Source organism: Flagellimonas meishanensis, from assembly GCF_019880545.1.
Classification (GTDB): domain Bacteria; phylum Bacteroidota; class Bacteroidia; order Flavobacteriales; family Flavobacteriaceae; genus Flagellimonas; species Flagellimonas meishanensis.
On record NZ_JAINVW010000001.1, the window covers coordinates 410,992 to 436,177 of the forward strand.

Annotated in this window: 32 protein-coding genes; 23 read left to right on the forward strand and 9 right to left on the reverse strand. The window is 43.8% G+C overall.

Going from position 1 to position 25,186, the window contains the following annotated elements:
- Positions 1-76: 76 nt before the first annotated feature.
- From K7G75_RS01825 to K7G75_RS14720, 7 genes are all read left to right on the forward strand, one after another.
- Positions 77-325 carry an ArsR/SmtB family transcription factor gene (locus K7G75_RS01825; RefSeq protein WP_335341883.1) on the forward strand — a complete coding sequence of 83 codons (249 nt, stop codon included), beginning with the start codon at positions 77-79 and terminating at the stop codon, positions 323-325.
- A 42-nt stretch (positions 326-367) separates the two neighbouring features.
- A complete protein-coding gene (locus K7G75_RS01830) occupies positions 368-508 on the forward strand; it encodes a hypothetical protein (protein WP_222982161.1) in 141 nt (46 codons plus the stop codon).
- Between the two features lie 8 nt (positions 509-516).
- Complete coding sequence (locus K7G75_RS01835) at positions 517-1,209, forward strand: aspartate/glutamate racemase family protein (RefSeq protein WP_222982163.1); 693 nt, start codon at positions 517-519, stop codon at positions 1,207-1,209.
- 45 nt (positions 1,210-1,254) lie between these two features.
- Complete coding sequence (locus tag K7G75_RS01840) at positions 1,255-1,608, forward strand: arsenate reductase family protein (protein ID WP_222982165.1); 354 nt, start codon at positions 1,255-1,257, stop codon at positions 1,606-1,608.
- Entirely contained in the window at positions 1,605-2,498 is an 894-nt protein-coding gene (locus tag K7G75_RS01845) for a DMT family transporter (RefSeq protein ID WP_222982167.1), read from the forward strand. The genes K7G75_RS01840 and K7G75_RS01845 overlap by 4 nt, the downstream gene beginning before the upstream one ends.
- Before the next feature lie 105 nt (positions 2,499-2,603).
- A complete protein-coding gene (locus K7G75_RS01850) occupies positions 2,604-2,984 on the forward strand; it encodes a hypothetical protein (protein WP_222982169.1) in 381 nt (126 codons plus the stop codon).
- 5 nt (positions 2,985-2,989) lie between these two features.
- Positions 2,990-3,118 (forward strand): hypothetical protein, encoded by a 129-nt coding sequence (locus K7G75_RS14720; protein WP_262420220.1) that lies wholly within the window; start codon positions 2,990-2,992, stop codon positions 3,116-3,118.
- A gap of 52 nt (positions 3,119-3,170) precedes the next feature.
- On the opposite strand, the gene K7G75_RS01855 is transcribed toward K7G75_RS14720, so the two are convergent.
- Positions 3,171-3,653: an acyl-CoA thioesterase gene (locus tag K7G75_RS01855; protein ID WP_222982171.1), complete on the reverse strand. Its 483-nt coding sequence runs from the start codon at positions 3,651-3,653 to the stop codon at positions 3,171-3,173.
- A gap of 117 nt (positions 3,654-3,770) precedes the next feature.
- Here K7G75_RS01855 and K7G75_RS01860 point away from each other — a divergent pair, with 117 nt between their 5' ends.
- Complete coding sequence (locus K7G75_RS01860; protein ID WP_222982173.1) at positions 3,771-4,748, forward strand: NAD(P)H-dependent flavin oxidoreductase; 978 nt, start codon at positions 3,771-3,773, stop codon at positions 4,746-4,748.
- A 5-nt stretch (positions 4,749-4,753) separates the two neighbouring features.
- On the opposite strand, the gene K7G75_RS01865 is transcribed toward K7G75_RS01860, so the two are convergent.
- Positions 4,754-6,403, reverse strand: a complete 1,650-nt coding sequence (locus K7G75_RS01865) for an FAD-dependent oxidoreductase (RefSeq protein WP_222982175.1) — start codon at positions 6,401-6,403, stop codon at positions 4,754-4,756.
- Positions 6,404-6,537: 134 nt separating this feature from the next.
- On the opposite strand from K7G75_RS01865, the gene K7G75_RS01870 reads away from it, so the two are divergent.
- From K7G75_RS01870 to K7G75_RS01880, 3 genes are all read left to right on the forward strand, one after another.
- On the forward strand, positions 6,538-7,539 hold the full coding sequence (locus tag K7G75_RS01870) for a bestrophin family protein (protein ID WP_222982177.1): 1,002 nt from the start codon (positions 6,538-6,540) through the stop codon (positions 7,537-7,539).
- Entirely contained in the window at positions 7,539-8,498 is a 960-nt protein-coding gene (locus tag K7G75_RS01875) for a YheT family hydrolase (RefSeq protein ID WP_222982179.1), read from the forward strand. Before K7G75_RS01870 ends, K7G75_RS01875 begins: the two co-directional genes overlap by 1 nt.
- Before the next feature lie 103 nt (positions 8,499-8,601).
- Positions 8,602-9,081 (forward strand): c-type cytochrome, encoded by a 480-nt coding sequence (locus K7G75_RS01880; protein ID WP_222982181.1) that lies wholly within the window; start codon positions 8,602-8,604, stop codon positions 9,079-9,081.
- A 66-nt stretch (positions 9,082-9,147) separates the two neighbouring features.
- Here K7G75_RS01880 and K7G75_RS01885 read toward each other — a convergent pair whose 3' ends face one another.
- Positions 9,148-10,206 (reverse strand): 3-keto-alpha-glucoside-1,2-lyase-like domain-containing protein, encoded by a 1,059-nt coding sequence (locus K7G75_RS01885; protein WP_222982183.1) that lies wholly within the window; start codon positions 10,204-10,206, stop codon positions 9,148-9,150.
- 172 nt (positions 10,207-10,378) lie between these two features.
- On the opposite strand from K7G75_RS01885, the gene K7G75_RS01890 reads away from it, so the two are divergent.
- From K7G75_RS01890 to K7G75_RS01915, 6 genes are all read left to right on the forward strand, one after another.
- Positions 10,379-11,662, forward strand: coding sequence for a hypothetical protein (locus K7G75_RS01890; protein ID WP_222982185.1), 1,284 nt, complete (start codon positions 10,379-10,381; stop codon positions 11,660-11,662).
- Positions 11,643-12,368, forward strand: a complete 726-nt coding sequence (locus tag K7G75_RS01895) for a membrane or secreted protein (RefSeq protein WP_262420221.1) — start codon at positions 11,643-11,645, stop codon at positions 12,366-12,368. The genes K7G75_RS01890 and K7G75_RS01895 overlap by 20 nt, the downstream gene beginning before the upstream one ends.
- A gap of 6 nt (positions 12,369-12,374) precedes the next feature.
- Positions 12,375-13,184 (forward strand): META domain-containing protein, encoded by an 810-nt coding sequence (locus tag K7G75_RS01900; RefSeq protein WP_222982187.1) that lies wholly within the window; start codon positions 12,375-12,377, stop codon positions 13,182-13,184.
- Between the two features lies 1 nt (position 13,185).
- On the forward strand, positions 13,186-13,539 hold the full coding sequence (locus tag K7G75_RS01905) for a YciI family protein (RefSeq protein ID WP_222982189.1): 354 nt from the start codon (positions 13,186-13,188) through the stop codon (positions 13,537-13,539).
- Between the two features lie 122 nt (positions 13,540-13,661).
- A complete protein-coding gene (locus tag K7G75_RS01910) occupies positions 13,662-14,156 on the forward strand; it encodes a YciI family protein (RefSeq protein ID WP_222982191.1) in 495 nt (164 codons plus the stop codon).
- 12 nt (positions 14,157-14,168) lie between these two features.
- Positions 14,169-14,774, forward strand: a complete 606-nt coding sequence (locus K7G75_RS01915; RefSeq protein WP_222982193.1) for a DinB family protein — start codon at positions 14,169-14,171, stop codon at positions 14,772-14,774.
- 36 nt (positions 14,775-14,810) lie between these two features.
- Here K7G75_RS01915 and K7G75_RS01920 read toward each other — a convergent pair whose 3' ends face one another.
- Together K7G75_RS01920 and K7G75_RS01925 are read right to left on the reverse strand one after the other, a co-directional pair.
- On the reverse strand, positions 14,811-16,340 hold the full coding sequence (locus K7G75_RS01920; RefSeq protein WP_222982195.1) for a SulP family inorganic anion transporter: 1,530 nt from the start codon (positions 16,338-16,340) through the stop codon (positions 14,811-14,813).
- An 82-nt stretch (positions 16,341-16,422) separates the two neighbouring features.
- Positions 16,423-17,397: a phytanoyl-CoA dioxygenase family protein gene (locus K7G75_RS01925; RefSeq protein WP_222982197.1), complete on the reverse strand. Its 975-nt coding sequence runs from the start codon at positions 17,395-17,397 to the stop codon at positions 16,423-16,425.
- A 134-nt stretch (positions 17,398-17,531) separates the two neighbouring features.
- Between K7G75_RS01925 and K7G75_RS01930 the strand changes: the two genes are divergently transcribed.
- On the forward strand, positions 17,532-18,377 hold the full coding sequence (locus K7G75_RS01930) for a helix-turn-helix domain-containing protein (RefSeq protein ID WP_222982205.1): 846 nt from the start codon (positions 17,532-17,534) through the stop codon (positions 18,375-18,377).
- A gap of 96 nt (positions 18,378-18,473) precedes the next feature.
- Here K7G75_RS01930 and K7G75_RS01935 read toward each other — a convergent pair whose 3' ends face one another.
- On the reverse strand, positions 18,474-19,400 hold the full coding sequence (locus K7G75_RS01935; protein ID WP_222982207.1) for a nicotinic acid mononucleotide adenyltransferase: 927 nt from the start codon (positions 19,398-19,400) through the stop codon (positions 18,474-18,476).
- 122 nt (positions 19,401-19,522) lie between these two features.
- On the opposite strand from K7G75_RS01935, the gene K7G75_RS01940 reads away from it, so the two are divergent.
- A complete protein-coding gene (locus tag K7G75_RS01940) occupies positions 19,523-20,524 on the forward strand; it encodes an NAD(P)H-dependent glycerol-3-phosphate dehydrogenase (protein WP_222982209.1) in 1,002 nt (333 codons plus the stop codon).
- On the opposite strand, the gene K7G75_RS01945 is transcribed toward K7G75_RS01940, so the two are convergent.
- From K7G75_RS01945 to K7G75_RS01955, 3 genes are read right to left on the reverse strand one after another with little or no spacing between them, the layout of a single operon-like run.
- Complete coding sequence (locus K7G75_RS01945; RefSeq protein ID WP_222982211.1) at positions 20,521-22,188, reverse strand: glycerol-3-phosphate dehydrogenase/oxidase; 1,668 nt, start codon at positions 22,186-22,188, stop codon at positions 20,521-20,523. The two genes, K7G75_RS01940 and K7G75_RS01945, sit on opposite strands and share 4 nt — an antisense overlap.
- 11 nt (positions 22,189-22,199) lie before the next feature.
- On the reverse strand, positions 22,200-22,511 hold the full coding sequence (locus tag K7G75_RS01950) for an antibiotic biosynthesis monooxygenase family protein (RefSeq protein WP_222982213.1): 312 nt from the start codon (positions 22,509-22,511) through the stop codon (positions 22,200-22,202).
- Positions 22,512-22,868, reverse strand: a complete 357-nt coding sequence (locus K7G75_RS01955; RefSeq protein ID WP_222982215.1) for a hypothetical protein — start codon at positions 22,866-22,868, stop codon at positions 22,512-22,514.
- Between the two features lie 61 nt (positions 22,869-22,929).
- Here K7G75_RS01955 and K7G75_RS01960 point away from each other — a divergent pair, with 61 nt between their 5' ends.
- The 4 genes from K7G75_RS01960 to K7G75_RS01975 all read left to right on the forward strand — a co-directional run bounded on the left by K7G75_RS01960 (position 22,930) and on the right by K7G75_RS01975 (position 25,182).
- A complete protein-coding gene (locus K7G75_RS01960; RefSeq protein WP_222982217.1) occupies positions 22,930-23,454 on the forward strand; it encodes a CvpA family protein in 525 nt (174 codons plus the stop codon).
- Positions 23,455-23,643: 189 nt separating this feature from the next.
- Positions 23,644-24,156 (forward strand): CAP domain-containing protein, encoded by a 513-nt coding sequence (locus K7G75_RS01965; RefSeq protein ID WP_222982219.1) that lies wholly within the window; start codon positions 23,644-23,646, stop codon positions 24,154-24,156.
- Positions 24,157-24,268: 112 nt separating this feature from the next.
- Positions 24,269-24,811 carry a 3-hydroxyanthranilate 3,4-dioxygenase gene (locus tag K7G75_RS01970; RefSeq protein ID WP_222982221.1) on the forward strand — a complete coding sequence of 181 codons (543 nt, stop codon included), beginning with the start codon at positions 24,269-24,271 and terminating at the stop codon, positions 24,809-24,811.
- Positions 24,808-25,182 (forward strand): DUF1304 domain-containing protein, encoded by a 375-nt coding sequence (locus K7G75_RS01975; RefSeq protein WP_222982223.1) that lies wholly within the window; start codon positions 24,808-24,810, stop codon positions 25,180-25,182. The genes K7G75_RS01970 and K7G75_RS01975 overlap by 4 nt, the downstream gene beginning before the upstream one ends.
- Positions 25,183-25,186: the final 4 nt, after the last annotated feature.

Below are 25,186 nucleotides of genomic sequence, written 5' to 3' on the forward strand. Positions count from 1 at the left end.
ATATTTAAATTACATTTGAGGTATGAATGTGGTTGAAATAAGTAAGGTACTGTCCAATAAAACTAGGGTAAATATTTTGAAGTGGCTGAAAAATCCAGAGGAAAATTTTCCGCCCCACCAAGATATCGACCATTTTGATGATGGTGTCTGTGTGGGTTATATCCAGGATAAAACAGGGCTTTCACAGTCCACCATATCCACCTACCTGAATTCCATGCAACAGGCCAAGCTGGTTATCCCCACACGCCATGGCAAGTGGACCTACTACAGAAGAAATGAACAGGTAATCCAGGCGTATGTGGAAGCCCTGAAAACCGAGCTCTAATTTTTGATTAGACATATTGATAATTAGCGAAATATGAATATCATGGAAAATAGCATTAATTGCAACTGTATGGACGTGTTTGAGGTTTCGGATAGAAAACCGAGGGCAATGGGATCCAAAATAAAGAATTTCCTTCACTGCTTTACACTTGAGGGAGCGGAGTATATGTCCAAAACCAAATAACCAATAGCATGAAAACAATAGGCATGATCGGGGGAATGAGTTGGGAGTCCTCCAAAATATATTACCAACATATCAATGAGATGGTCCGTGACCAGCTGGGTGGCTCGCATTCCGCAAAAAGCATCCTTACCTCGGTCGATTTCGATGAAATTGAGCGCCATTCGTTCGATGGCAACTGGAAGGCCATCGGCAAGATCATGGCCAAAGAGGCCCAAGCATTGGAAAATGCCGGTGCAGAACTTATCGTGCTGTGCACCAACACCATCCACTTGGTCAGTGATGCCATTACAAAGGCCACCAACATCCCGTTTGTACATATTGCACAGGCCACCGGAGAAGCGATTCAGGAAAAAGGATTGAAAAAAATTGCGCTTCTGGGAACCAAATTCACCATGGAAAATGATTTCTACAGCAAAATGCTTGAAAACGATTTTGGCCTGGAAGTGTTGATTCCCGATGCGGAGGATCGCGAAATGTTGCAATCCATCATTTATGATGAATTGGTAAAAGGAAAATTCACCGAGAAATCCAAGAACATTTGTTTGGGCATCATTAAAAAAATGAAAGGCCTTGGAGCGGAAGGGGCCATATTGGGTTGTACGGAACTCCCCATTTTGATTCCGGCAAGTGACGCTTGTATACCCACATTCGATACCACAAAGATCCACTCCCAAAAGGCCGTGGAATTTGCGCTTTCTTGATGATATTGATTGAATTTTGGTTTCCTTTGTCAAAAAGCCATCACAATGAAAAAGATATACCATTTAGGCAATTGCACCACCTGTCAGCGCATCATCAAAGACCTGGAACCGCTGGATGGTGTAGTCTTGCAAGATATCAAGGCCGAGCCCATGACTTCCGAACAATTGGAGGAAATGGCATCCCTCAGCGGGGGTTATGAACCGCTGTTTAGTAGGAGGGCCATGCTGTACCGTCAAATGGGATTGCAGGACAAGGAGCTTTCTGAAAACGATTACAAAAAACTCCTTCTGGAACATTATACCTTTTTAAAACGTCCCGTTATCTTAGTGGACAATCAAATTTTCGTGGGCAACTCCAAAAAAGTAGTGGAAGCAGCGAAAGAGGCCGTGCATTCATGAGCAAACGTACCCTGGCCATACTGGCGGCCATTACGGCAACCACCATCTACGGTATCAACCACACTGTGGCCAAGGGTGTCATGCCGATCTATGTAAAGCCCTTCGGGTTCATCATGTTGCGGGTTGTGGGGGCTGCGGTTTTGTTTTGGGGTATTTCCTTTTTTGGCCCAAAAGAAAAAATTGAGAAAAAGGATTGGATACGGATCGTGGTGTGTTCCATTCTGGGAATGGTCATCAACATGCTCTCCTTTTTCAAGGGCCTCCAATTATCCACGCCCATAAACAGTGCCGTGCTGGTGACCATCACACCTATCATTGTGGTGGTACTGTCGGCATTCTTTTTGAGCGAACGAATAACCTTGAACAAGGCTCTTGGTATTTTCCTAGGCTTTGTTGGGGCCATTGGCCTTATACTCTTCGGTGCCGAACTGAGGCAGGATGCCCCCAACATTCCCTTAGGAAATTTTCTTTTTGTAATAAACGCCACCTCTTACGGAGCCTATCTTATCGTGGCCAAAAAACTGATTGAAAAATACCATCCCTTCACCCTGATGAAGTGGTTGTTCACCATTGCTGTTATCATTAACTTCCCGATTACCCTTCCGGAGTTTTTGGAAATACAGTGGTCCGCCATGCCCCTCTGGGCCTATGGTTCCATAGCTTTTGTTATCATTGGCACCACATTCATGACCTATCTTTTCAACGTCTTTGCCCTTACTGAACTCAAGGCGTCCACTGTCGGTGCTTTTGTGTACATGCAGCCGGTTATAGGCATCCTGTTTGCGCTCACCACTGGAAAAGACCACCTAACCTGGGTAAAAGTCATTGCCACGATTTTGGTTTTGTTGGGCGTTTACCTCGCCAGTAAAAGGACCAAACCAAAAATTTGATCCTCCAAAAATTGCATTCATCCATTGGATTGCGGCATCCATCAATTGAGCTTCCATAGATTTAGCTTGTAAAGGTATTTTTGGTCCCCAACCCTTTTACTTGTTATGGATTTATTTTTTTACGGAATCGGAGCGGGTATAGTCGCCTTTTTGGCTTTGCTGCGCGTTCATAAAATACTTTTTAAGTTGTTTGAAATAAACCCTTTGTTGGATTTAGGGGTTGGCTACATCCTTTATCACGTCTTTGCTGATAAACTGTACAGTGCCGTGCCCCAAGCCTGGCAAATAAAGCAATTTGAAAACCCTTTACAAATTGACGGTTCCATTGGGTTTATATTGCATCTGGACAAACCCCAATTGTCCGCTTTTGACCTAACCACAGCAACATTGGGTCTTTGCATTATCGGACATTTCGTATATGTGTTCACTTTCAAAAAATTCTTTGGTGAAAAAGAGGATGTCCAAGAACACGAACAAGAGGAATGACCTGAATGGACAAAGTCAATATAGACATGGCAGGGATACAAAAGCCTATATTCTGCAAGGGGAACAATTTTCTGGATTGGTATGAGCTTTGGTTGGATGAAATTCTGGTCAACGAGTGGGTGCGCAATTCCTGACCTCGGTTTGGTCACACCAACGAACAATAGTGCAATCCGATTTCAAAATCCATTAGATTGAATTCAAATCCTTTGGTATTTGGGCAAACCTTCGGGTATCCTCCTTGGTCAGGATCTTAAAGCTATCCAGCTTCTCCATTTGTTCAAAAACTTCCAAAAAAGACTGCGGCAATCCGATTAATTTGCGTGTTTTCAAATCGATCCAGGCTCCCATCATTTGACAGCGGGCAAAATTCTTGCCCTCACTATCATAAAAGTCGTGTTCAAACTCAAAAAACATCCCATCCTGGCTCATCCCCTTAAATCCCAACGAAACCTTTACAGGCTTTCCGGCAAACACCTCCTTGAAATAATACATGTGCTCATAGAAAACCACAGGGCCAATATTGTGCTTGGACATGCTTTTTTGATCAAAGCCAATCAACGACAAATAGGCCATCCGGGTATGGCTCATAAAGTTGATATAGGCCGAGTTGGCCAAGTGCCGATTGGCATCCAGGTCACTCCAACGAATCTCAAACTCTTTAAAAAACATAGCTGGTTAATTTGTTATGCGTGCATAATAGTTGTAAAATTACCATTGTTTTAAAAAATGATGCCACTGTTTCGGAATAAATAATCCTATTTTTAAACATAGTTTAACAGTAAACCCATGAGCCAAAAAGCCAAATTCATCCAGAATCTTTCATTGCCCGTTGTGGCAGCACCCATGTTTCTTATTTCCAATCCCAAACTGGTGGTTGAATGTTGCAAAAATGGCATTGTTGGGACCTTTCCAGCCCTGAACCAACGTACCAGCGAGGGATTTGAAGAATGGCTTTTGGAAATAAAGTCGGAGTTGAGTGCCTTTGAAGAGGAAACAGGCAAGAAGCCGGCCCCTTTTGGGGTAAACCTGATCGTGCATCCCACCAACCCAAGGCTCGAAGCGGATATAAAACTTTGTGTCAAGCACAAGGTGCCGTTGGTGATCACTTCATTGGGGGCGGTCAGCCAAGTGGTCAATGCCATTCACAGTTATGGTGGATTGGTGTTTCACGATATCATCAAAAAAAGACATGCTGAAAAGGCTGCCGAAGCCGGAGTTGACGGTCTTATTTTGGTCGCTGCGGGTGCAGGTGGACATGCTGGGAATATAAACCCGATAAGTTTGGTGGCGGAGATAAAAAAATTCTTCCACAAGACCATACTGCTTTCAGGCTGCATTAGCAACGGTCGGGATGTGGCCAGTGCCATGCAAATGGGAGCGGACTTGGCCTATATGGGCACGCGTTTCATAAATACCGAAGAGAGCAGGGCTCCCGAAGGGTATCGACAAATGATCATTGATGCAGGAGCCAGTGATGTGGTCTACACCGCGGCCATTTCAGGTGTGCATGCCAACTTTTTGGCGGCCAGTCTTCAGGCTGCGGGCATTTCGGAAGAGGATTTGAAAAAAGACCAAAAAATTGATTTTGGAAAAGAGTTGGACACCGAGGCAAAAGCGTGGAAAACGATTTGGTCGGCTGGACAAGGGGTGACCACAATAGACAATGTGTTGCCGGTTTCAAAACTGGTTGAAACGCTGAAAAAGGAGTTTAGGGCTGCCATTGAAGAACAGTATGGCTTACTCAAGACCTATCCCAAAGATTAATCGGTTTAAACCGCTTCCTCCGTCTTTTTTATTTCACTCAAAAACTGATGAACCTGACTTACGGCCATGGAACCCTCTCCCACAGCCGAGGCCACGCGCTTTACGGAGCCCTTGCGTACATCGCCCACAGCAAAAAAGCCAGGGATACTCGTTTCCAAGGATTGCGGTTTGCGCTCCCTGAAAATATCACAGGCATGGAGTTTTTCTTCCTTAATCCCTGGACCTGTGCATATAAATCCGCGCTCATCGGTCTCCACCAAGCCCTGTAACCACTCCGTACAAGGTTTTGCGCCGATAAAAGTGAACAAGTTGGTGATGCTTTTTTCTACATGCTCCTCATCGCCTTTTCTCAGAACTACGGATTCAAGATAATAGCGGCCTTTAAGCTCCACTACTTCAGCATAAAGGTGTACGAAAATGTTTTCCGCCGCTTCAATACGCTGTACTAAATAATCGCTCATTTTAGCTCCTAAATCACCTCCACGAAGGATAACATGCACCTCCTTAGCATGATCTGCAAGAAACAAGGCAGCCTGCCCAGCAGAGTTTCCGCCTCCAATAACACCGACCAGTTCATTTTTACATGCGGCGGCGTTCATTCCCGTGGCCGAATAAAATACCCCGCTACCCTCATATTTTTCAATATTGTCCACGGGCAATTGCCTATAATTTGCTCCTGTGGCGGCCATTACGGCCCTTGTTCTAATGGTCTTGTTGGTTGCCTTTACAATAAAATGGCTTCCGGCATGTTCGATACTTTCAGCTTTATGGGGGATGGAAATATTGCATCCAAATTTTTGGGCCTGCACATAGGCCCTGTTGGCCAAATCACTTCCAGAAATACCCGTGGGAAAGCCTAGATAATTTTCAATTTTTGAGCTTTTCCCAGCTTGGCCCCCTGGAGCCTTGCTATCGATGGTAACCACACTCAATCCTTCGGAAGCTGCGTAAACGCTTGCCGCCAATCCTGCAGGTCCAGCTCCGATCACCAAAAGGTCAAAAACCTTATCCTCAAAGTCCATAAGAACACCGGAATATCTTGCCAACTCTTCCAATGAAGGATTTTGGCACACTTTGGCGTCGCTATTTATTAAAATGGGCAAATCGTTGGAAGTAAGCCCGAAGTTTTTGAGGAGCTCCCTGGCTTCTTCTGATGTATCAACATCAAAAAAATTGTACCAAAGATGGTTCTTTTCCATAAAATCCCGAATGGCGTAGGTCTCTTTAGAAGTGCCAGACCCAACGAGCTTGATCCCACCAACAAATTCTGAGAGCACCGTTTCTTGTCTCAACAAAAAAGCGTTCAACAAAACATCACTGATATCACTATGCTTGGCAATGGCCTCTTTAAGTCGCTTGGGTGTTATTCGGAGTACGCAGGTGTTGGGTTGTGCCACTGCATGAAACTGGGCTCCCCTATTGGAAAGCATGCCGCTATCGCCCGTGAACTCATTTTTTTGATGGGCCACGATAAGCTTATCGTCATTATAGGGGTCTTCTATGGTCACCTCTCCCGCCATCACCACAAAGAAATCATACTGCAAATCGCCCAAGGTAAATATACGGGTCGGTTCACCATAGCTTTCAATGACACCGTATTCCTTTAAGGTTGCTATTTGTCGGGATGTTAATTCAGGAAATCTAGGGTCTTTCATTCTTTTTTTAGTTTACCACAGTCCTTTGGACTTTCTTTTTCAAGAAACTTAAAAATACGACAATCTTTCCTTCCTTTCCGAAACAGGTGCCTGTTCTGGTGGAATTCTGTAAATTTAAATTTTAAGAACCCGTTATGTACATCAAAAGAAACATAAGTTGGCACATTATCCTGCGCTATGCCTGGAAGAACCTAATCTTTTTCACGGTTTACGCCACAGTCATTTTCTATTTCCATAATTTCTTGGGTTGGAAGCATATTGACATTCCCTTTCAGCCTCTTTCGGTAATTGGAATTGCCGTAGCTTTCTATATCGGATTCAAAAACAGTCAGAGTTATGACAGATTTTGGGAAGCAAGGAAAATTTGGGGCGGTATCGTCAACTATTCCAGAACCTGGGCCAACAATGTGCTCAACTTTGTAGAAAATGATCGAAGTGCGCAGGTGGAGTTGATCCACAGGCACATTGCATGGATCAATGCGCTTCGTATCCAACTGCGGCAGCCCAATAGTTTTTCCATTAAAGAAAACAGGGCCGTGGAAAGGCTGTTCGATAAACATGGGGAGCGCAATCCAGCGTGTGACGGAATGGAAAAGTTCCTTTTGGATAAGGAACTGGACGACTTGGAGAACAGAAAAAATGTGGCCACCCATCTTATCAAGAACCAGGGGAAGCAGCTCAAAAAATTGTTGCAGGAAGGCAAGATCACGGAGTTCGACAAACAGCTCTTCCACAACAATCTTGAGGAAATGTACAATCTTCAGGGAATGTGCGAACGCATCAAGAACACCCCTTTTCCAAGACAATATGCTTATTTCAGTACTCTTTTCACCTGGATTTTTGTGCTGTTGTTGCCGTTTGGATTGCTCAACGTTTTTGAGACCCAGCTGCAAGCCCTTCAACTTGGAAACAATTGGTGGCACTTTGTTTTGATGGTGTTCTTTTCGGTATTGATTTCCTGGGTGTTCACTACCATGGAAAAAGTGGGCAGCAATAGCGAAGACCCTTTTGAAGGTAGGATAAACGATGTCCCCATGACCGCCCTGTGCCGTACTATAGAAATCGATCTGAGGGATATGCTTGATGAAACCGATCTGCCCGAAAAAGTGAAACCCCAGCATAACATCCTATATTGATGCCCTTGGTTGCTGCTGCTTACCGCCCTCCCATTTTCTTTAGAAATGGCCACTTTGCCACTATCTATTCGGGGCTAATCCGAAGCATTGGTGACGTGACACAAAAGAGGGAGCGGATTACGCTTGCCGATGGCGATTTTTTGGACCTTGACTGGAGTGAATCAAAAAACCTGTCCAACAAATTGGTCATTCTGCTCCATGGCCTGGAGGGGAATGCCCAACGTCCCTACATTACGGGAAGTGCAAAAATGTTCAACCTAAATGGGTTCGATGCCTGTGCTGTTAACTATCGGGGATGCAGTGGTGTCCCCAATCTTAAGTACCGCTCCTACCATTCCGGTGCAACGGAAGATCTGGTTGAAGTGATCGACCACATTTTAAACACCAAAAACTATAGCCAAATCTTCTTAAAAGGATTCAGTTTGGGTGGGAACCTTGCCCTGAAATACTTGGGCGAGGGGAACAAAATCCCAAAGGAAATCAAAGGTGCAGTGGCAGTATCAGTGCCCTGTAGCCTGCGCAATTCCTGTGAGCAATTGCTAATGCCGAAAAACATCCTTTATGCAAAGCGATTCAAAAAGCACCTTATTGCCAAACTGAAAGAAAAGCAAGAAATTTTTCCGGATCTGATTACCGATGGGGACATCAAAAAAATACGGACGCTCAAGGATTTTGATGACATCTACACCAGCAAGGCCCATGACTTTAAGGATGCTTTGGACTATTATGAAAAATGCAGCTCCCTGCAATTTTTATCCAGCGTAACCATCCCTTCCCTGATCATCAATGCAAAGGACGATTCCTTTTTGGGTGCCGCTTGTTATCCTTCCAAAGAGGCCCAAGCCAATCCCAATCTCTTTCTTGAAATACCGAGTTACGGGGGGCATGTTGGGTTTTGGGGAGCGAAAAACATTAGTTACACGGAAAAAAGGGCGTTGGAATTTTTTGGATCCATTTAACATCGGCAAAAGGTTCGTTGGTTTTGCTAAATGAAAGGTTAGTTCAACCATATTTGGTTATATTAGTAGTTACATTAACATCAACCCAGTAAGAGTTCATAAAATGAGAAGAATACTCCTGTTGTTCACATTGGCAGTCGTTACGGCTAGCTGCGGTGGAAAAAAAGAAAAGAAAGATGATGGTTTTGAGGTCAGTAGGGCCAAGACCGAGGAAAAAGGTGCACAGGCCAGCGAAGGTGTGCCGGTAGATTTGGACAACAGGGGTGTTGGCCCAATCAAAAATTTGGATTTTCCAGAAGAAATTAATGCGGAAATGGCCGCGCGGGGAGAGGCTACCTTCAATGCAATCTGTGTAGCCTGTCACATGGTGGACCAGCGAATGATCGGGCCAGCAATGAAAGGGGTCTATGAGAGAAGAAGCCCGGAGTGGGTCATGAACATGATCTTGAATCCCGATGGCATGTTGAAGGAAGATCCAATTGCCAAAGCTTTGCTCAAGGAGTATAACAATGCCATAATGCTCAACCAAAACCTGACCGAAGAGCAGGCCAGGGATTTGGCGGAGTATCTGAGAACTTTATAATTATCTTAAAAAAATAGCCTTTGTTCCCAGCAGGAAGCAAAGGCTTCTTTTTATTGTAGATTTTTTCTACTCCAATCTTGCGACAAAACCCCAATTCATGGCTTGTTTCCTTCCCAGATAATGTGGGTTATTCTCTTGCCACTCATCATCCGATCGAATCCAAAACACCAGTTCGTTGTTCCCTTTTTGTAGAGGCAACTGTATTTTTTCCTCTCCATCCACAATCCTCATAAAATTATGCATGTCAAGCTCCCGACCAAAAAACATAGGTTGATTATTTATGGCGATCAATAATACCTGAGTGTAGTCGAAGGCCAATGTTACATTTTTATCCACTTCGGAAACAATATTGGTTCTGGCGAAAACCGATTCCTTGGGATGATCAAAATATTGAGCCAAATTCACTATTCCATTCCCATCAGCTTTAATGTTCTTCCAAGTATGCTCTTTTTTAGCATTATCCATCCATTGATAGTATTGTCTTTGGGAATATATGTTCCCTTCCAATTGCTCGGAGATTTCCCAATTCGATAAATAGGTGTTCTTATTTTCTATCTTTTTTATCGAAAAAGGATTTTCCAATTCCTGTATCTTGATGTTCGCAAAGTAGGCCTCCGCAAAGCTTGTTTTAAGAAATATGGCCCCTTCTTCCGTTTTATGCTGCAAAAGTTCTACTTCCATTTCCGGCTTATCGTCCCCACCAATAAAAACCCTCATGTTATTCCCATGAACTTCCATTTTCAAGTGGAACCATTCTTCCGGCTTAAACGTTGCTTCGGTTTCATAAACGGGTGCATTGTAAAGTTGCCAGGGCATTGCCCCATTGAATACGGGAACATATTGCAGCGCATCTTCTTTTCCTCCAGAAAAAACCCTACAATAGAAAAACTCATAATCCCATAGATCTTTCGCTCGAAATCCCACCCCTGGCATTGCCTTTCCGGCAATATACATTTCCAATACAAAGTTTTTAAAGGTTTTGCCTTCAAACTTTGCTATTTTATGCCTTCCCAAACGTAGTGCTTCCATACCCTTGTAATTTACTGTATGAAAATCAAGGGGCTGATTGTTCTCATTGTCTATGATTTTCCAGTTTTCCTCTGTCAAAGGGATGGTTTGACCCATTATCATTTGACTTGAAATAAATGTCAGCATAGCAAAAAATCCCATGCCTTGTTTAATACATTTTTTGTTCATGTTTTCGTTTTTTTCAAAATTCCAGTGAATCTCACAGTAACAAACCATCAAAACCCGTTTATTTATAATCCAAGTCGCATCCATTTTATAAATTGTGCCCATGACATCCAATGAAAGAGACTCTATAATCAATTGCATCAACAAAATTGTTGCCCTCCATTTTCCAGATAAGGCTTCTTCCTCAGTAAGCCTGAGCCAGCGCGATTTGCAATACCTGATAGATCTTATGGAAGAAAAAGCTGGCATACGGATCAGTATTTCAACCATGAAACGGCTCTGGAAAAATGATTTCAACAAAATGCCCCATATCAGCACCTTGGATGCCTTGGTCTCCTTACTTGATTATGAAACCTGGAATGCTTTTCGACAAGATCAACTCAAGCATTTTACCAAAACAACATCAACCTTAAAGAGGCCAAAACGTTTTTCAAAAATGTTTTTTGTCATCCCCGCAGTAGGTATCGCTGTTTTGACATTTTTTATTTTTTCTTGGGCCAAAAAGAAAAAAGAACTTGTGATTCCGGAAAATGTTTCTTTCTCGGTCGATAAAACAGTGGCTTTCAATGTGCCGAACTCTGTTATTTTTTCCTATGATGTTGCCGGGGTTAAGGCCGATAGTTTTTTTATTCAGCGCTCGTGGAACCCGACTCACAAGTTCAAAATTGATCCAAGTAATAATACATTCTCGCAGATTTACTATTACCCAGGCTTTCACTGGGCTCGATTGATTGCCAACGACAGCATCATCAAAAAAAGACGGATCCTTGTGCAAACGGATGGCTGGTTCGCAACAGCAAAGTCCGAAAGGCTTCAAGAGATTCCGATTTATCCAAACCAAGAAAGAATTATATCCGACGGAAAGCTTACGATCGATGATCTCAATCTTCACGAATCCGGTGTGAATCCCAGGGAGAACTTGATACTTTCATTTTTCAATATCCGTGAATTCAGTGGACTTCAAAGTGATTCTTTTATATTGGATACAAAAGTGCGGTTCGAAGATTCAAGGAGCCTCACATGTCCATACATGGAAATGGTGTTGATTGATGAAAAAGATGCCTCTGCTTTTGGCATCATCCAAAAAGGCTGCGAAAGCAACATTGTTCTGAAAGTGGGAAATGAATTTTTGATGGGCGCGGAGAATGACTTTTCGGCCTTGGGGGTGAACATGAACGAATGGCAAACATTGAAAATAATCAGCAGGAATCAATCCCTTGAAATCTTTTTGAATGGGGTTTTAGCCATAAAGACTCCTTTTACGGGAACCTCGGGTAAAATAATGGGATTGATCTTTACCTTCACTGGAAAAGGGGCCGTAGATTATGTATCTTTAAAGGATTTGAATGGTAAAATTGTTTATTCCGATGAGTTTGATGAAAACTAGAGGGTTTATAGTCTCGTTGCTGTTTCTATGCTGTTCAGGTATGCAGTCCCAATCTTTTGAAGGCGCATGGCAGACCGAACTGCAGAACGATGTCGGCACCGATATCCATTACGTGGCCATTTTTTCCGATGGTTTTGTCTCCGAAGCTTCTTACGAAAAGGAAAGTGGCAAATTCTCCGGTACTTGGGGCGGTTCTTTTGAAGCAAAAGATGGCAGTCTTACCTATACTTTTGAGTTTGCGACATTTGATTCCGAACTGGTCGGTTCAACTGAAGCTGTTGAATACAAATTCTTCGATGGAAAATTACATATTGAAGATAAGGTTTGGACCAGAATCGATGACGGCTCGCCTGGAGATTTGGCCGGGGCCTGGCTGATTTCCGGAAGAATGCGTGGCGATGAAATGCAGCATGTTGATGCTTCACGTCCAAGAAAGACCATGAAAATTTTATCTGGTACCCAATTCCAGTGGATTGCCTACAATACCGAGACCAAAGAGTTTATGGGAACAGGGGGTGGCACATATACCACTGAAAATGGAAAATATACCGAACATATCGGTTTCTTTTCCCGGGACGATTCCAGGGTCGGGGCCAGCTTGGAATTCGATTACAAAATTAAGGATGGTGATTGGCACCATTCGGGATTGAGCAGCAAGGGAACTCCCATTTACGAAATTTGGGGCAAAAGAACCTCTTCAAAATAAGGCCGCATGAAAAACATATTGGTTTTGATCTGCACCATCATTTTTGCGTCTACCTGCGCCGAGAAGAAAAAGGAACCGAAGGAAGCATTGGAAAACAACGAAGTCGAGGAAAGTTCAGCTCAAAATGGAACTGACGGAACAGAAGAATCATCCTTGGAAAAAAATTACTTTAAGGCAAGCGGCTCACAACCCCTGTGGGGGCTTAGTTTTTTTGAAGACCAACTTGAACTTAGTCTCAACGAGGTCAAGATGACGGAAATCCTCACAGATCCCATTGTCGTTGAAAACTCCAATTTAAAGATGTATCGCATACAAAACGATGCACGCGCCATGGATATTATTATTGCGCAAAAAGAATGTCTCGATTCCACAACCAATAAAAAGTCTCCGTACACGGTAACCATATCGTACAGGGACATGGGTGCTGGTACGACCACCATTCTAGAGGGTTGTGGTGCGTATGCGGTGAATCCGGCCCTGAATGGGATATGGACAGTGAAAGAAATCAACGGCAAATCAATTTCGTCATTAAACTTTCAAGGAGAAAAATCGCCTTATTTGGAACTCGACTTGGACACCTATCGCTTTTCAGGCTTGGCCGGATGCAACAGAATAGCTGGTGGCTTTGTCCTCGAAAATGAGAACTTGCGTTTCTCCGAAACCATGGCAACCAAAATGGCCTGCCCCAATCTTGAGTTAGAGACCAAATTTTTATCCCTTTTGAACAGTAACGTCTCCTATCGAATAGAAAAAAACAGACTTTATCTATATGATGGAAATAAGCGGTCCATTCTACAATTTCAAAAAACGGATTAATATGAAAAAATACATTTTGCTGCTGTTGTTCCCTTTGCTTGTGCAAGCACAAGAGCAAGAAGTTGGGCCCTCCCACTTCGTTGCCCTTTACACCGTTGGTTCTTTGTGGGATATGGAAAAACAACCTGGTGAGCAACCATTTTTTAAAGACCACTCCGCCTTTCTTTCAAGACTTCGCAAGGACAGTGTCATTGTTATGGGTGCGCGCTATAGCGATACTGGCATGATTGTCTTCAAGGCACTCGACCTGAAGTCGGCAGAAGCATTGTTGCATGAAGATATTGCTGTGCAAAACGAGCTGTTCAATATAGAGGTGCATCCCTTCAATGCCTTTTATAAAGGCTGTGTCGAATAAGCCGGGAAGCACACGGCAAGCCTTTAATTTTAACACTTCTTCCCTCTTTTTAACAAAACCTCTGGATTCACGAGGATTTTTATGGTTTATTTTCGGTTTTGACAACAGTAAACCACCTAACCATGAAGACAAAAATTTTCTTTGTGCTATTTTGGATTCTTTGTGCCTCAGTACAGGCCCAATCTGTAACGGAAGAGGAAACTCAGTCCAAAAATTCCACTGAAATAGTATACAATGCCGAAAAAGCCCAAAAATATGGGGCTGATGATTATGGAATGAAAAAATACGTGTTTGCCTTTTTAAAGCGAGGTCCCAATAGATCCCTGCCCAAAGAAGAAGCTGATGCCTTACAGGCGGCCCATTTGCGCAATATTGGAAAAATGGCCCAAGAAGGAAAATTGGTATTGGCCGGTCCATTCTTCGGAAATGATGATCTGCGGGGCATCTATATCTTCAATGTGCCCTCCTTGGAAGAAGCCAAACAATTGACCGAAACCGATCCAGCCATCAAAGCAGGAAGTTTGATGATGGAACTAAAAGAATGGTATGGCACCGCTGCGCTCATGGAAGTCAATGAAATAGGATTTACCCTTGCCAAGAAACCCATTGTTGATTGATATCATTTCCTTATGAAAAATTTGTTTTTGCCAAAAAAGATAGGTCTTGTTTTCTTTCTTACCTTCATTTTGAACACGCACGCACAGGATATGAAACTTCCTTATTATCAAATCCCAGACTACCCAGAAGATTACGGTCCTGGCAATGTAGTGGCCCGAATGATCGATGCGCTTGGATTTCGGTATTATTGGGCCACGGAGGGATTGACCCAGAAAGACCTGGAATATACTCCCGCTGAGGAAGCTAGGACATGTATGCAGACCTTGGAGCACATTCACGGTATGTCCGAAATGATTTTGAACGCAGCGGACGGTACTCCCAACATACGTGAAGAAAATACGGTAAAACTTTCTTTTGATGAACTACGAAAGAAAACCTTGGAGAACATAAAATCGGCAAGTGGCAAAATGAGGGGAAAACAGGCCGAGGATTTTGAACAGAGCCAGGTTATTTTCAAGAATGGGGATAACGAATCGATATTTCCCTATTGGAACATGATCAATGGCATGCTTTCGGATTGTATGTACCATACCGGTCAAATAGTTCTCATGCGAAGAATGACTGGAAACCCAAAAAATCCGAATGTCAGCGTGTTTATGGGAAGATTGAGGGAATGATACGCCTGAGTGGTTAGTCAAGCATTATCCTCCTGGCTAGATCTTGTCGACCACCACTTTATAGGTTGGATCTTCCAAGACATTTACCTCTATAATATCCTCCGCATTTTTCAACAACCGAATGCAGTCCCTGCTCAAGTGCCTTAAATGGACCTTCTTGCCCGCTTTCCGATATCTTTCAGTGATCTTGTTGACGGCTTCAATGGCGGACATATCAACGAGACGGCTTTCGGCAAAATCAATGACCACCTCATCGGGGTCGTTGAGCACATCAAACTTTTCGGCAAAAAGTGTAGTGCTTCCAAAAAACAACGGTCCATAAATTTCGTAATGCTTGATTCCGTTTGCATCCACACTTTTCCTTGCCCGAATTCGAATGGCATTGTCCCATGCAAATACCAATGCGGAAATAATGACCCCTACCAAAACGGCCAAAGCCAAATTGTGAAGGAAAACCGTGACGAGGGTCACCAATACCATCACCAGCACATCGGATTTGGGCATGCGCCTAAAGGTCCGTAAGCTCGCCCATTCGAAAGTTCCCAGGGCCACCATTATCATCAAACCGGTAAGCGCCGCCATGGGCACCTTTTCGATTAAACTGGACCCAAACATAATGAAGGCCAAAAGCATCACTGCAGCGACAATACCCGATAATCTTGCCCTAGCCCCGTTGGATGTGTTGATCAAACTTTGCCCAATCATGGCGCAACCGCCCATGCCGGAGAAAAAACCGGAAAGGATATTGGCCGTTCCCTGGGCCACCGCCTCTTTGTTTCCACGTCCGCGGGTCTCGGTGATTTCATCAACAATGTTCAGCGTAAGCAAACTTTCAATGAGTCCCACCCCGGCAACAATGGCCGAATAGGGAAAAATAATTTTAAGTGTTTCCAAAGTGATGGGCAGATCGGGGATATGAAAAGGGGGAAACGTTCCTTGTATGGAAGCGATATCCCCAATGGTACGGGTATCGATATTCAGGAAAAATACAATGGCAAATACCAAAAGAATGGCCGCCAGGGATGCCGGTACCAGTTTACTCAACTTGGGAAGCCCCCAAATGACCAACATGGTCAGAAAGACCAATCCAAGAAAAATATATAGGGTATTTCCAGTTAACCAGCTTCCGTCCGCTGTTTTGAATTGATCTAACTGCGACATGAAAATGATGATGGCCAATCCGTTCACGAACCCAAAAATAACCGGATGCGGAACCAATCGCATCAGTTTGCCCAAACGCAAAAACCCCGCCGCTACCTGAAGAATTCCTGCCAGAATAACCGCGGCAAAAACATATTCCACCCCATAGTCCCTGGCCAGGCTCACAATAACCACGGCAACCGCTCCGGTGGCACCAGAGATCATTCCGGGCCTACCGCCTAAAATTGAAGTGACCAAGCCCATTACGAAGGCGGCATATAACCCGGTCAAAGGCGACAGCCCTGCAATCAATGCAAAGGCGATGGCCTCCGGGACCAAGGCCAGGGCAACGGTCAACCCCGATAAAACTTCCGTGCGGTAATTTACTTTTTGTGAAAAGTCAAAAAGATTAAGGTATTTTTTCATGGCTTCGTGATTGAAGCCGGCAAAAATAGGGCTATTCCGTCAGAGCGACCAAATGAACCCAGATTTTTGAGGATTTGATGATCTACCAGTTAGTTAAGCCCAACAACTTCTCGCCAAGTGGGCTTAATTTTGCGGTATTGTACCTCTTCTGCTCCCAGTTTCGTGGATCACCGGGAAACGCGTACCCTTCAGGAGCTATTCTGTGCTTCCATGAACTGATTCTCCATTCCCTGAGTTGTTCATTGTCCTCTTCGGCGGGCATCATGGAAATATATTGTGCTATGCGCACCTTATTACCAGATTTATTGGGCCGGATGCCGTGGGGCAAAGTGCTGTTGAAGATCAAAAGGTCCCCTGCCTCCATCTTGACCTTCTCGATTTTATCTTCCAATCCCGTTATGTCTGGTTGAAAACGATCTCGATTCTCCGGTTGTGTGAGCTTCCAGGTATCGTAACTTCTATAAAGCCAAGGGATGCATTGAAATCCTCCCATGTTTTCATCCGTTTGATCCGCTAAGGCCAAAACTCCCTGCACATTCTGTGGGCGGGTTTCGGGGTCGTAATCCCAATGGATGAATCCCTTTTTGTTTTCGCCGGGTCGCTGTGGAATGTTTAAGTTGGCCCTGTCAATGGTCACCCACAATTTTTCCGTTCCCCAAATATCCACAAAGGCATCATACACTTTTGGAGCTTGTCTGTTGTTCCATAAATGTTGATGGTTGTAGACCTCTACCATTCCGGTTCCCGTCAATTCCTTCATTTTCATCTCTGCCCGGGGCGGTGCATACCAGGTCTCTGGGTCCTGGGGGTCTTTTTCATCAAATTCCCATAAAAAATCTGCCGTGGCCCTGGCTTGTTCCTTTGGGACCGCGTTTTTGATCACAATGTATCCGTTCTCGATCCAAAACTTCCAATCTTCCTCTGTAAGCACGCGCAACGGTTTGCCATTTGTTCTGTCATTCAGTTTTATCTTACTGCTGGTAGCGGTGGATGGATTGCCAGGTATTTCTTCATGTGCCTTATTGGCCATTTCCATTTTTATGTTCTTCTGTATCATTGTTTTTTCAATTGATTCAAATTTCCCTGAACCAAAACTAAAGGTAATCCAGACGGGCATCTACCCTAACATTGACCATAATTTGAACTATATTGACTTTTATTGATTATTTTTAAAACATATCAAACAATAAAATGAAAATTCAGCTGGAAAACATACAGCCTGATGATAAAAGCTCCTTTCGGCTCTTGCACAATCCAAAGCTGAACGACCTATTCTTTTGGCATTTTCATCCAGAGTTTGAACTGGTCTACATTGAAGGTGCCAATGGAACACGACATGTGGGCCGTCATATATCAACATTCACCCAAAGTGATCTGGTGTTGATAGGGTCCAATATTCCACACCTTAATTTTGATTATGGTATAAAAACGGAATATAGAAAAGAGGTGCTTCACATCAGTGCATCGTTCAGGGAAAAGGTTTTCAACGAGATTGAGGAGCTGATCGAGGTTTATGAGCTTTTGGGATTGTCCCAGCATGGGATAGCTTTTTATGGCGAAACCAAGGAAACGGTTGGGGGGCAAATGAAGCAGTTGCACAAAATGAATGCATTTGAACAGTTTTTGGAGGTGCTCCGTATTTTAAAAGTATTGGCCAAAAGCGAAGAATTTGAACTGCTTCATCCCAAACCCATTATAAATGATCGGGCCAAAAAACAACAGCTGCGTTTGCAAAAGGTCTACTCCTACATTGACGAACATTATTCGCAAAAAATCAATCTGGAGGAAGTTGCCCAAGCTGTCAACCTCGGCAAAGAGGCATTTTGCAGATATTTTAAAAAATCAACCGGGAGCACCTTTACCAATTTTCTGAACCAATACCGCATAACCCAAGCAAAACGGCTTTTACTCTCTGGGAGGAACATTGGTGAAACCTGCTATGAATGTGGATTTGAAAGCCTCTCCTATTTTAACAGGACCTTTAAAAAGATAAGCGGTGAAAATCCCTCGGCCTTTAAGAGCAAACAGCAGCAATAAAAAAGAACCGCCCCAAGCTGAAAGTGCCCGAGGCGATTCTTAACTAAATAACCAACCAAAAAACTTGTTGATGTAGTCGAACGTATGAACCGTTCCTTACATATTTCTTTGTTGGGTCACTTTCATGATCGGGTTGTTGCTTTTTACCCGTTTCTTTGATGATGTTGTACCCGTTTTCAAATACTGCTGATAACCTCTTCCTCTAAATTCGTATACGGTTCCACTGGAAACGTGATAGAGTTCTATGGTACCATCATCAATAACGTAAAGTTCAAAGTAATCATTGCCCAAAAAGTCATAATCCAACGTTATGGTCTTCAGTGTAGGATCGCCATCCACATTGAACACTTGGTAACTGCCCTCATAATCCCACTGCAGTGCGCCCAAGGGAATGCCCATGGCATCTACGGAGGACCTAAATGCGCCAACACCCGAACCGGAAAGAAACTGAAGATAATTCTCGTTGTCAAAATCATTCAGTGTCCCCATCTCGCTGGTAAAGGTTTTTTCCCAAACCTCATATTCCTGCAAGAAGTAGTCGATGTTGTCGTAAAAAACAAGATCAAAGTCAAATGTACTTCTTTGATATCCCCTTAAAATATAGGAAGTTCCCGAGTGGGGATCCCGCAGTTCCACAGTGTTGCCATTTACCACAAACACGTCCAGCAACCAAAGCCCATCCACATCATGTTCCACTTCCACGGAACCAAAAAGCGTGGCATACGAACCTACATCGATTCCCAATCCATTGCCAGTTTTGCCAATACCCACCAAATTGTTGTTGGCATACACCACACCCCTATCAAAAGAAATGGTAAAGGCCCGCTGCAAAAACGGCACTTCCCCATTTCCCCTGGTTGCATGGATATCTACGTACCATAGATCATAAGACTGCAGTGCCAATGCACTGTTAAAAGGTTCTTCTTCAATGATTATATCGTCTTCGATTATAACTTCGGCATAGCACGAGCTCAATAAAAGTCCGATAAACAATAGTCTAAAAGGTAGTTTTCCAATTTTCATAATGCGAGGTTTTGGTTCAACCATATCATTTCAAGCATCATGCCAATATTTTAACCAACTGGAAATCAGCATGTATCGTTGGGTTAAATATATTTTTTAGCTTTGACCACTAAACATTTGCAATGGAAGAAAAACTACGTTTTGCCGTATTGGGTGGAGGAAGCTGGGGCACAGCCTTGGTGAAAATGCTTTCGGAAAACTTGGCCCCGGTGGGTTGGTACATGCGAAACGAGTCTGCCATTCGCCATATCATGAAGGAAAGGCACAATCCCAATTACATCAGCGCAGTGGAGTTTGATGTGAAAAAATTGGTGCTTAGCCATGACATAAACAAAACCATAGAAGCTTCGGATGTGCTCATTTTTGCTATACCCTCCGCATTTTTGGAGAAAGAGTTGCAAAGCCTAACAATGCCCCTTAAGGACAAGATCATATTCTCGGCTATAAAGGGCATTGTGCCGGAAAGTGGAAAGATTGTTGGAGAACATTTCCACGAAAAATATGGGGTGCCCTTTGAAAATATTGGGGTAATCACGGGACCATGTCATGCCGAAGAGGTAGCCTTGGAAAGATTGTCGTACCTGACCATTGCCTGTGCCGATGAAAATAAGGCAAAGTTAGTGGCAAAAGCCCTTGAAAGTGATTACATCCGAACCAAGATCTCCGATGATATCATAGGCACGGAATATGCCGCTATGCTAAAGAACATTTATGCCATTGCCGCAGGTATGGCCCATGGCCTGGGGTATGGTGATAATTTTCAAAGCGTGTTGATGAGCAATGCCATCCGTGAAATGAAACGCTTTATAGACCGGGTCTATAAAATGAAGAGAAACATCAACAATTCCGCCTATTTGGGTGACTTATTGGTGACGGGCTATTCCACTTTTAGTAGAAACCGAATGTTCGGCAACATGATCGGCAAGGGATATACCGTAAAAAGCGCCATGATGGAAATGAATATGGTCGCGGAAGGGTATTATGCGACCAAAAGTGCCCACCAACTCATGGAAAAATTGGATAAAAAATCCAAGACCCCAATTATCAATGCAGTATATAGCATTCTGTACAAAAACAAGAACCCAAAGAAGGTCTTTGCAAAATTGACCGAAAAATTGGATTAGGCCCTTTCCAAGGAAAAGTTGGAATGCGTATCCAATTCCTCTTCCAGCTTTTCCATGAATGCCCTTACCTGTTCTTCCGTGTAGCCATAGGCAGACTTGAATTCATCACAGACTGCATTCTTGTACTCCCTCACGCTATCGATGTCAAAATAAAGCCGTCCCGTTCTTCTTATGAAGAAATCCAAGGGATCGAGGGCCATTTCATAATGTATACAGAACTGTGCTTCTGCCCGAATCAACTTTTCCTGTACATCCGCGATTTTCTGCGCTTGATAATTTTCAAGTATTTGCTCGGTCTGTTTGCCATAGGTCGTCACCAAAAACCAAGCGTCGTATTCCGTGAGGCCATCTTTTCTTAGGCGTTCATGAATCTCCGAAATGTACTGCTTGACATGCTTGAACTTTTTAAAATCACTTCCAGATAGCGGAATCTTGTCGGTGGAGCATCCCTTCACTTGCTGCCCATGGTCCTCTTCCAATTCTTTGGCAATCCGGTTGACCACGCGTTCCGCCATTTTTCGATAACCGGTTAGTTTTCCGCCAGCAATGCTGACCAATCCAGATTCTGAGGTAAATATCTCATCCTTTCTGGAAAGTTCTGATGCCGACTTGCCCTCTTCATGGATCAAAGGCCTAAGACCCGCCCACGAGGAAACAACATCATTCAGCTCCAAATTGATCTTTGGAAACATGTTGTTCACGGCGGAAATCAAATAAATGGCATCGGCAATGTCGGTGGTTACATTGTCCTTGTCCAGATTGTAGTTGGTATCCGTGGTCCCAACATAGGTTACCTTGCCCCTTGGAATGGCAAACATCATCCTACCATCGGGAATATCAAAATACACCGATTGTTTTACGGGAAGTTTCTCCCTTGGAAAAACCAAATGCACTCCTTTTGTCAAGTGGAGCCGTTTTCCCTTTTTGGATTTGTTTATGGTCCTCAGTTCATCCACCCAGGGCCCTGCTGCACTGATCACATATTTGGAGCGCAGTTTAAATTCTTTTCCAGTGACCTCGTCCTTGACCTTTACTCCCGCAACGATTTCATTCTCGTACACAAAATCGGTTACCCGGGCATAGTTGAGGGCATGGGCACCATATTGTAAACTGGTCTTTATGTTTTCAATCGTGAGTCTGGCATCATCGGTACGGTACTCGGCATAATAGCCAGCCCCGTTCAATATCTTTTTTGGAAGCATCGGTTCCAGCTTCAATGCCTGCTTCTTGTCCAGCATTTGCCGCTTGTCGTCACCGGTTACCTGTGCCAAAATATCGTACACCTTCAGTCCAATGGATGTGAGCCATTTTCCATAAGAACCACCCTCGATAAGTGGCAGCAGCATCTTTTCCGGGAGCACCAGATGGGGGGCCAATTTGTGTACAATGGCCCTTTCCGAGCCCACTTCCTTGACCAACCAAAAATCGAATTGCTTCAGGTAGCGGAGCCCACCATGTATGAGTTTGGTGGATTTGCTGCTGGTGCCAGAGGCAAAGTCGCCCTTTTCAAGCAGCATCACCTTCATTCCGCGGGACGCTGCATCCAATGCAATACCTCCTCCCGTTATTCCACCTCCAATAACCACCAGGTCATACTTCTCTTTTGATGCCTTTGCAATTGTGCCTGCCCGATCTAAATTGGAAAATCTTACGTTTTCTTCCATCTACTATCTCTTTATCTTTTTTTGAATTCGTAATCCCGTTCCACCTTGCAAATGCGCACACGGTACCAAGAATACCAATCCAGTATTCCTTTTTTCTGTGCCAGTTGATGATCCACGTGTGATTTCCACTCGGCAATGGCCTGTAAACTTTCCCAATAACTAACGGTTATTCCCAGTCCATCCCGAGCACTTTCAACATCCAAAAAGCCAGGTTGTTGTTTGGCAAGGTCAACCATCTTTTCTGCCATTTCAGCATATCCGTGATCACCTTCGGTTCGGGTGCTTGTGAAAATCACTGCATAATACGGCTTAGTCAATTCCATTTACAGGATATATTTTTTTTCCAAAAAGTAATTCACCAATGCTTCCTTCATCAAAACAGTCTGTTCCCCGGCCTTCAATGGAGGCAATTGTTCCTTTATCTTGAAGTGGGGCCAACCATCCTCGTCGAAAAAATCAAAGTCATAATACCCATAGGGCTCCAATAGGCGACAGATGCCAATATGCATCAGGTTTACCTTTTCATCCTTTTTGAAACTCCTGTGGAAATTGCCCAGTTCCTGTACCCCTACCAAATAAATGATCCCATCAATTTCCAACGGGTCGCCGTCAGAAAACTGTTTGGACAATTTTTCGACCAACAATTCCCATCTTTCCTTTAGTTTTTCGTCTCTGGACATCTGCCGTTTTCAGAAAGCCAAAGGTACAAATCAATATCCTATATTTGTTAAAACCACGGTTATGAGTTTCTTGGATATTGTGATTGGAATCCTATTGGTCTGGGGTCTATATAAAGGACTCCGAAATGGCCTTTTTGTGGAAATAGCCTCGCTGATCGCATTGATTGCCGGTATTTATGGTGCCATACATTTTTCCTATATCACGGGCGAATATCTTTCACAGCACTTTGATTGGGGCGAACAATATGTGAAGGTGGCTGCCTTCCTCATTACCTTTTTCCTTATTGTGATTGCAGTTGGCTTTGCCGGAAAGTTTTTGACCAAAATTGCTGATTTTGCCATGTTGGGACTGTTGAACAAAATAGCTGGGGGCATTTTCGGAGCGCTTAAAGTGGCAATCATCGTGGGGGCCTTGCTCATTTTTTTTGAGCGGTTGACGGGCCCTTTCGACATCATAAATGATGAGACAAAAAAGGAATCCGTCTTTTATGGGCCTGTAAAAGAGATCGGAGCTTTTGTTTTTTCCATGGTTCTTGAGAAGGAAGAGCCCAAAGTTCAGGAAGAAATCAACCAACAGATTATATGAAAGGTGTCCTTTCATCGATGAATGGCATCGGCCCCTGCTCCAAAATAGCACTTAATCGTGCCAATGCTGCCGTTCAACGTGGGAATGTGACCTCCTGTGGAAATTCTATGGACCAACCCAAGCTCTAATTTAGATTAGCCACGAGAACATTTGGGATTTTAGAACAAATCCCGCGAACACTATTGAAAGATGAAACGATTGATTGGCGCATTCTTCGTGATTGCCTTATTGATGGGGTTTAGCATGTGCAGTACCTCATCTCCACAGGAAGAGGAAAAAGAGCTTACCGAGGCCCTTTCGGAAAATGAAAAAGTGGCCATTGAACCTGCCCAGATGGAAGCAAATTTGTTGGGGCTGGTTAATGCATATCGTAGTTCCATTGGTGCCTCCCCACTAGAAAACAGTCCCACTTCCTACAAATATGCCCAAGAGCATAACGATTACATGATTTCCAAGAACAGTTTGAGCCACGACAATTTTGAGGAAAGGGCTTCCAAGATTGCGGAAGAGACCAACGCCAAGTCCGTTTCGGAAAATGTGGCCCGTTTCTATATCACGGCCGAGAAGGCGTTGGACGGTTGGTTGAACAGTCCCTCCCACAAGGCGGCTTTGGAGGGCAATTACACCCATACCACCTTGGGCATTCAGCTCGATAAATCCGGCAGGCCCTATTTTACCCAGATTTTTATCCTGGTGGAATAGGTGTTTGTTTCAGTGCATAGATTTAAGGGCCAGTTTCTTTAAGCTGGCCTTTTTTCTGTTTTGTTGTATGTTGCCACCGAGGTTTTTTTTACCTTTCCTGAAATGTTTGTTTATGGCAATAAGGGCTCCATTTAACCTACATCGGTGGATTGAGGAGAATCGCGATTCCCTAAAACCCCCCGTGGGCAATAAAAATCTTTATAAAGATGCCGATGACTACATTGTAATGGTCGTTGCAGGACCCAATGCCAGAAAGGACTACCATTACAACGAGACCGAAGAGCTTTTTTACCAATTGGAGGGAAACATCGAGGTCCATATTCAGGAAGATGGCAAGAAAAAAACAATGAAGCTGGGTCCTGGAGACATGTACCTGCATCCCGCCAAGGTTCCCCATTCTCCTGTACGCCACAAAGGATCCATCGGTTTGGTCGTGGAGCGGAAAAGAGCCGATATGAATGTGGATGATGGATTGCTCTGGTTTTGTGACAACTGCAACCACAAACTTTATGAAGCCTACTTCACGCTTCATGACATTGAAAAGGATTTTTTGGCACACTTTGAACATTTCTATGGTTCTGAAGAATTGAGAACCTGCGACAATTGTGGCACGGTGATGCCTGTTGATGAACGTTTTATAGCAAAGAAAGAATGATACTATTACTAGCCAAGATTATCGTAATGATTGTGGCCTTGCTCCACATATACTTTTTATGGTTGGAGATGTTTGCCTGGACCACAAAAGCAAAAAAAGTGTTTCGCAATTTTCCTGAGGATTTGTTCGAACCCACCAAAACGCTTGCAGCAAACCAAGGGCTCTACAACGGTTTTTTGGCAGTTGGACTCATTTGGTCCTTGCTGATCCAGGATGCCCACTGGCAGGTATATGTGGCGCTATTCTTCCTTGGCTGTGTGGCCGTGGCCGGCATCTATGGTGCCCTTACCGCTTCCAAGAAAATTTTTACCGTTCAGGCGCTTCCAGCATTGATAGGAATACTGCTTTTTTTACTGCATCATTTGGCATAAACCC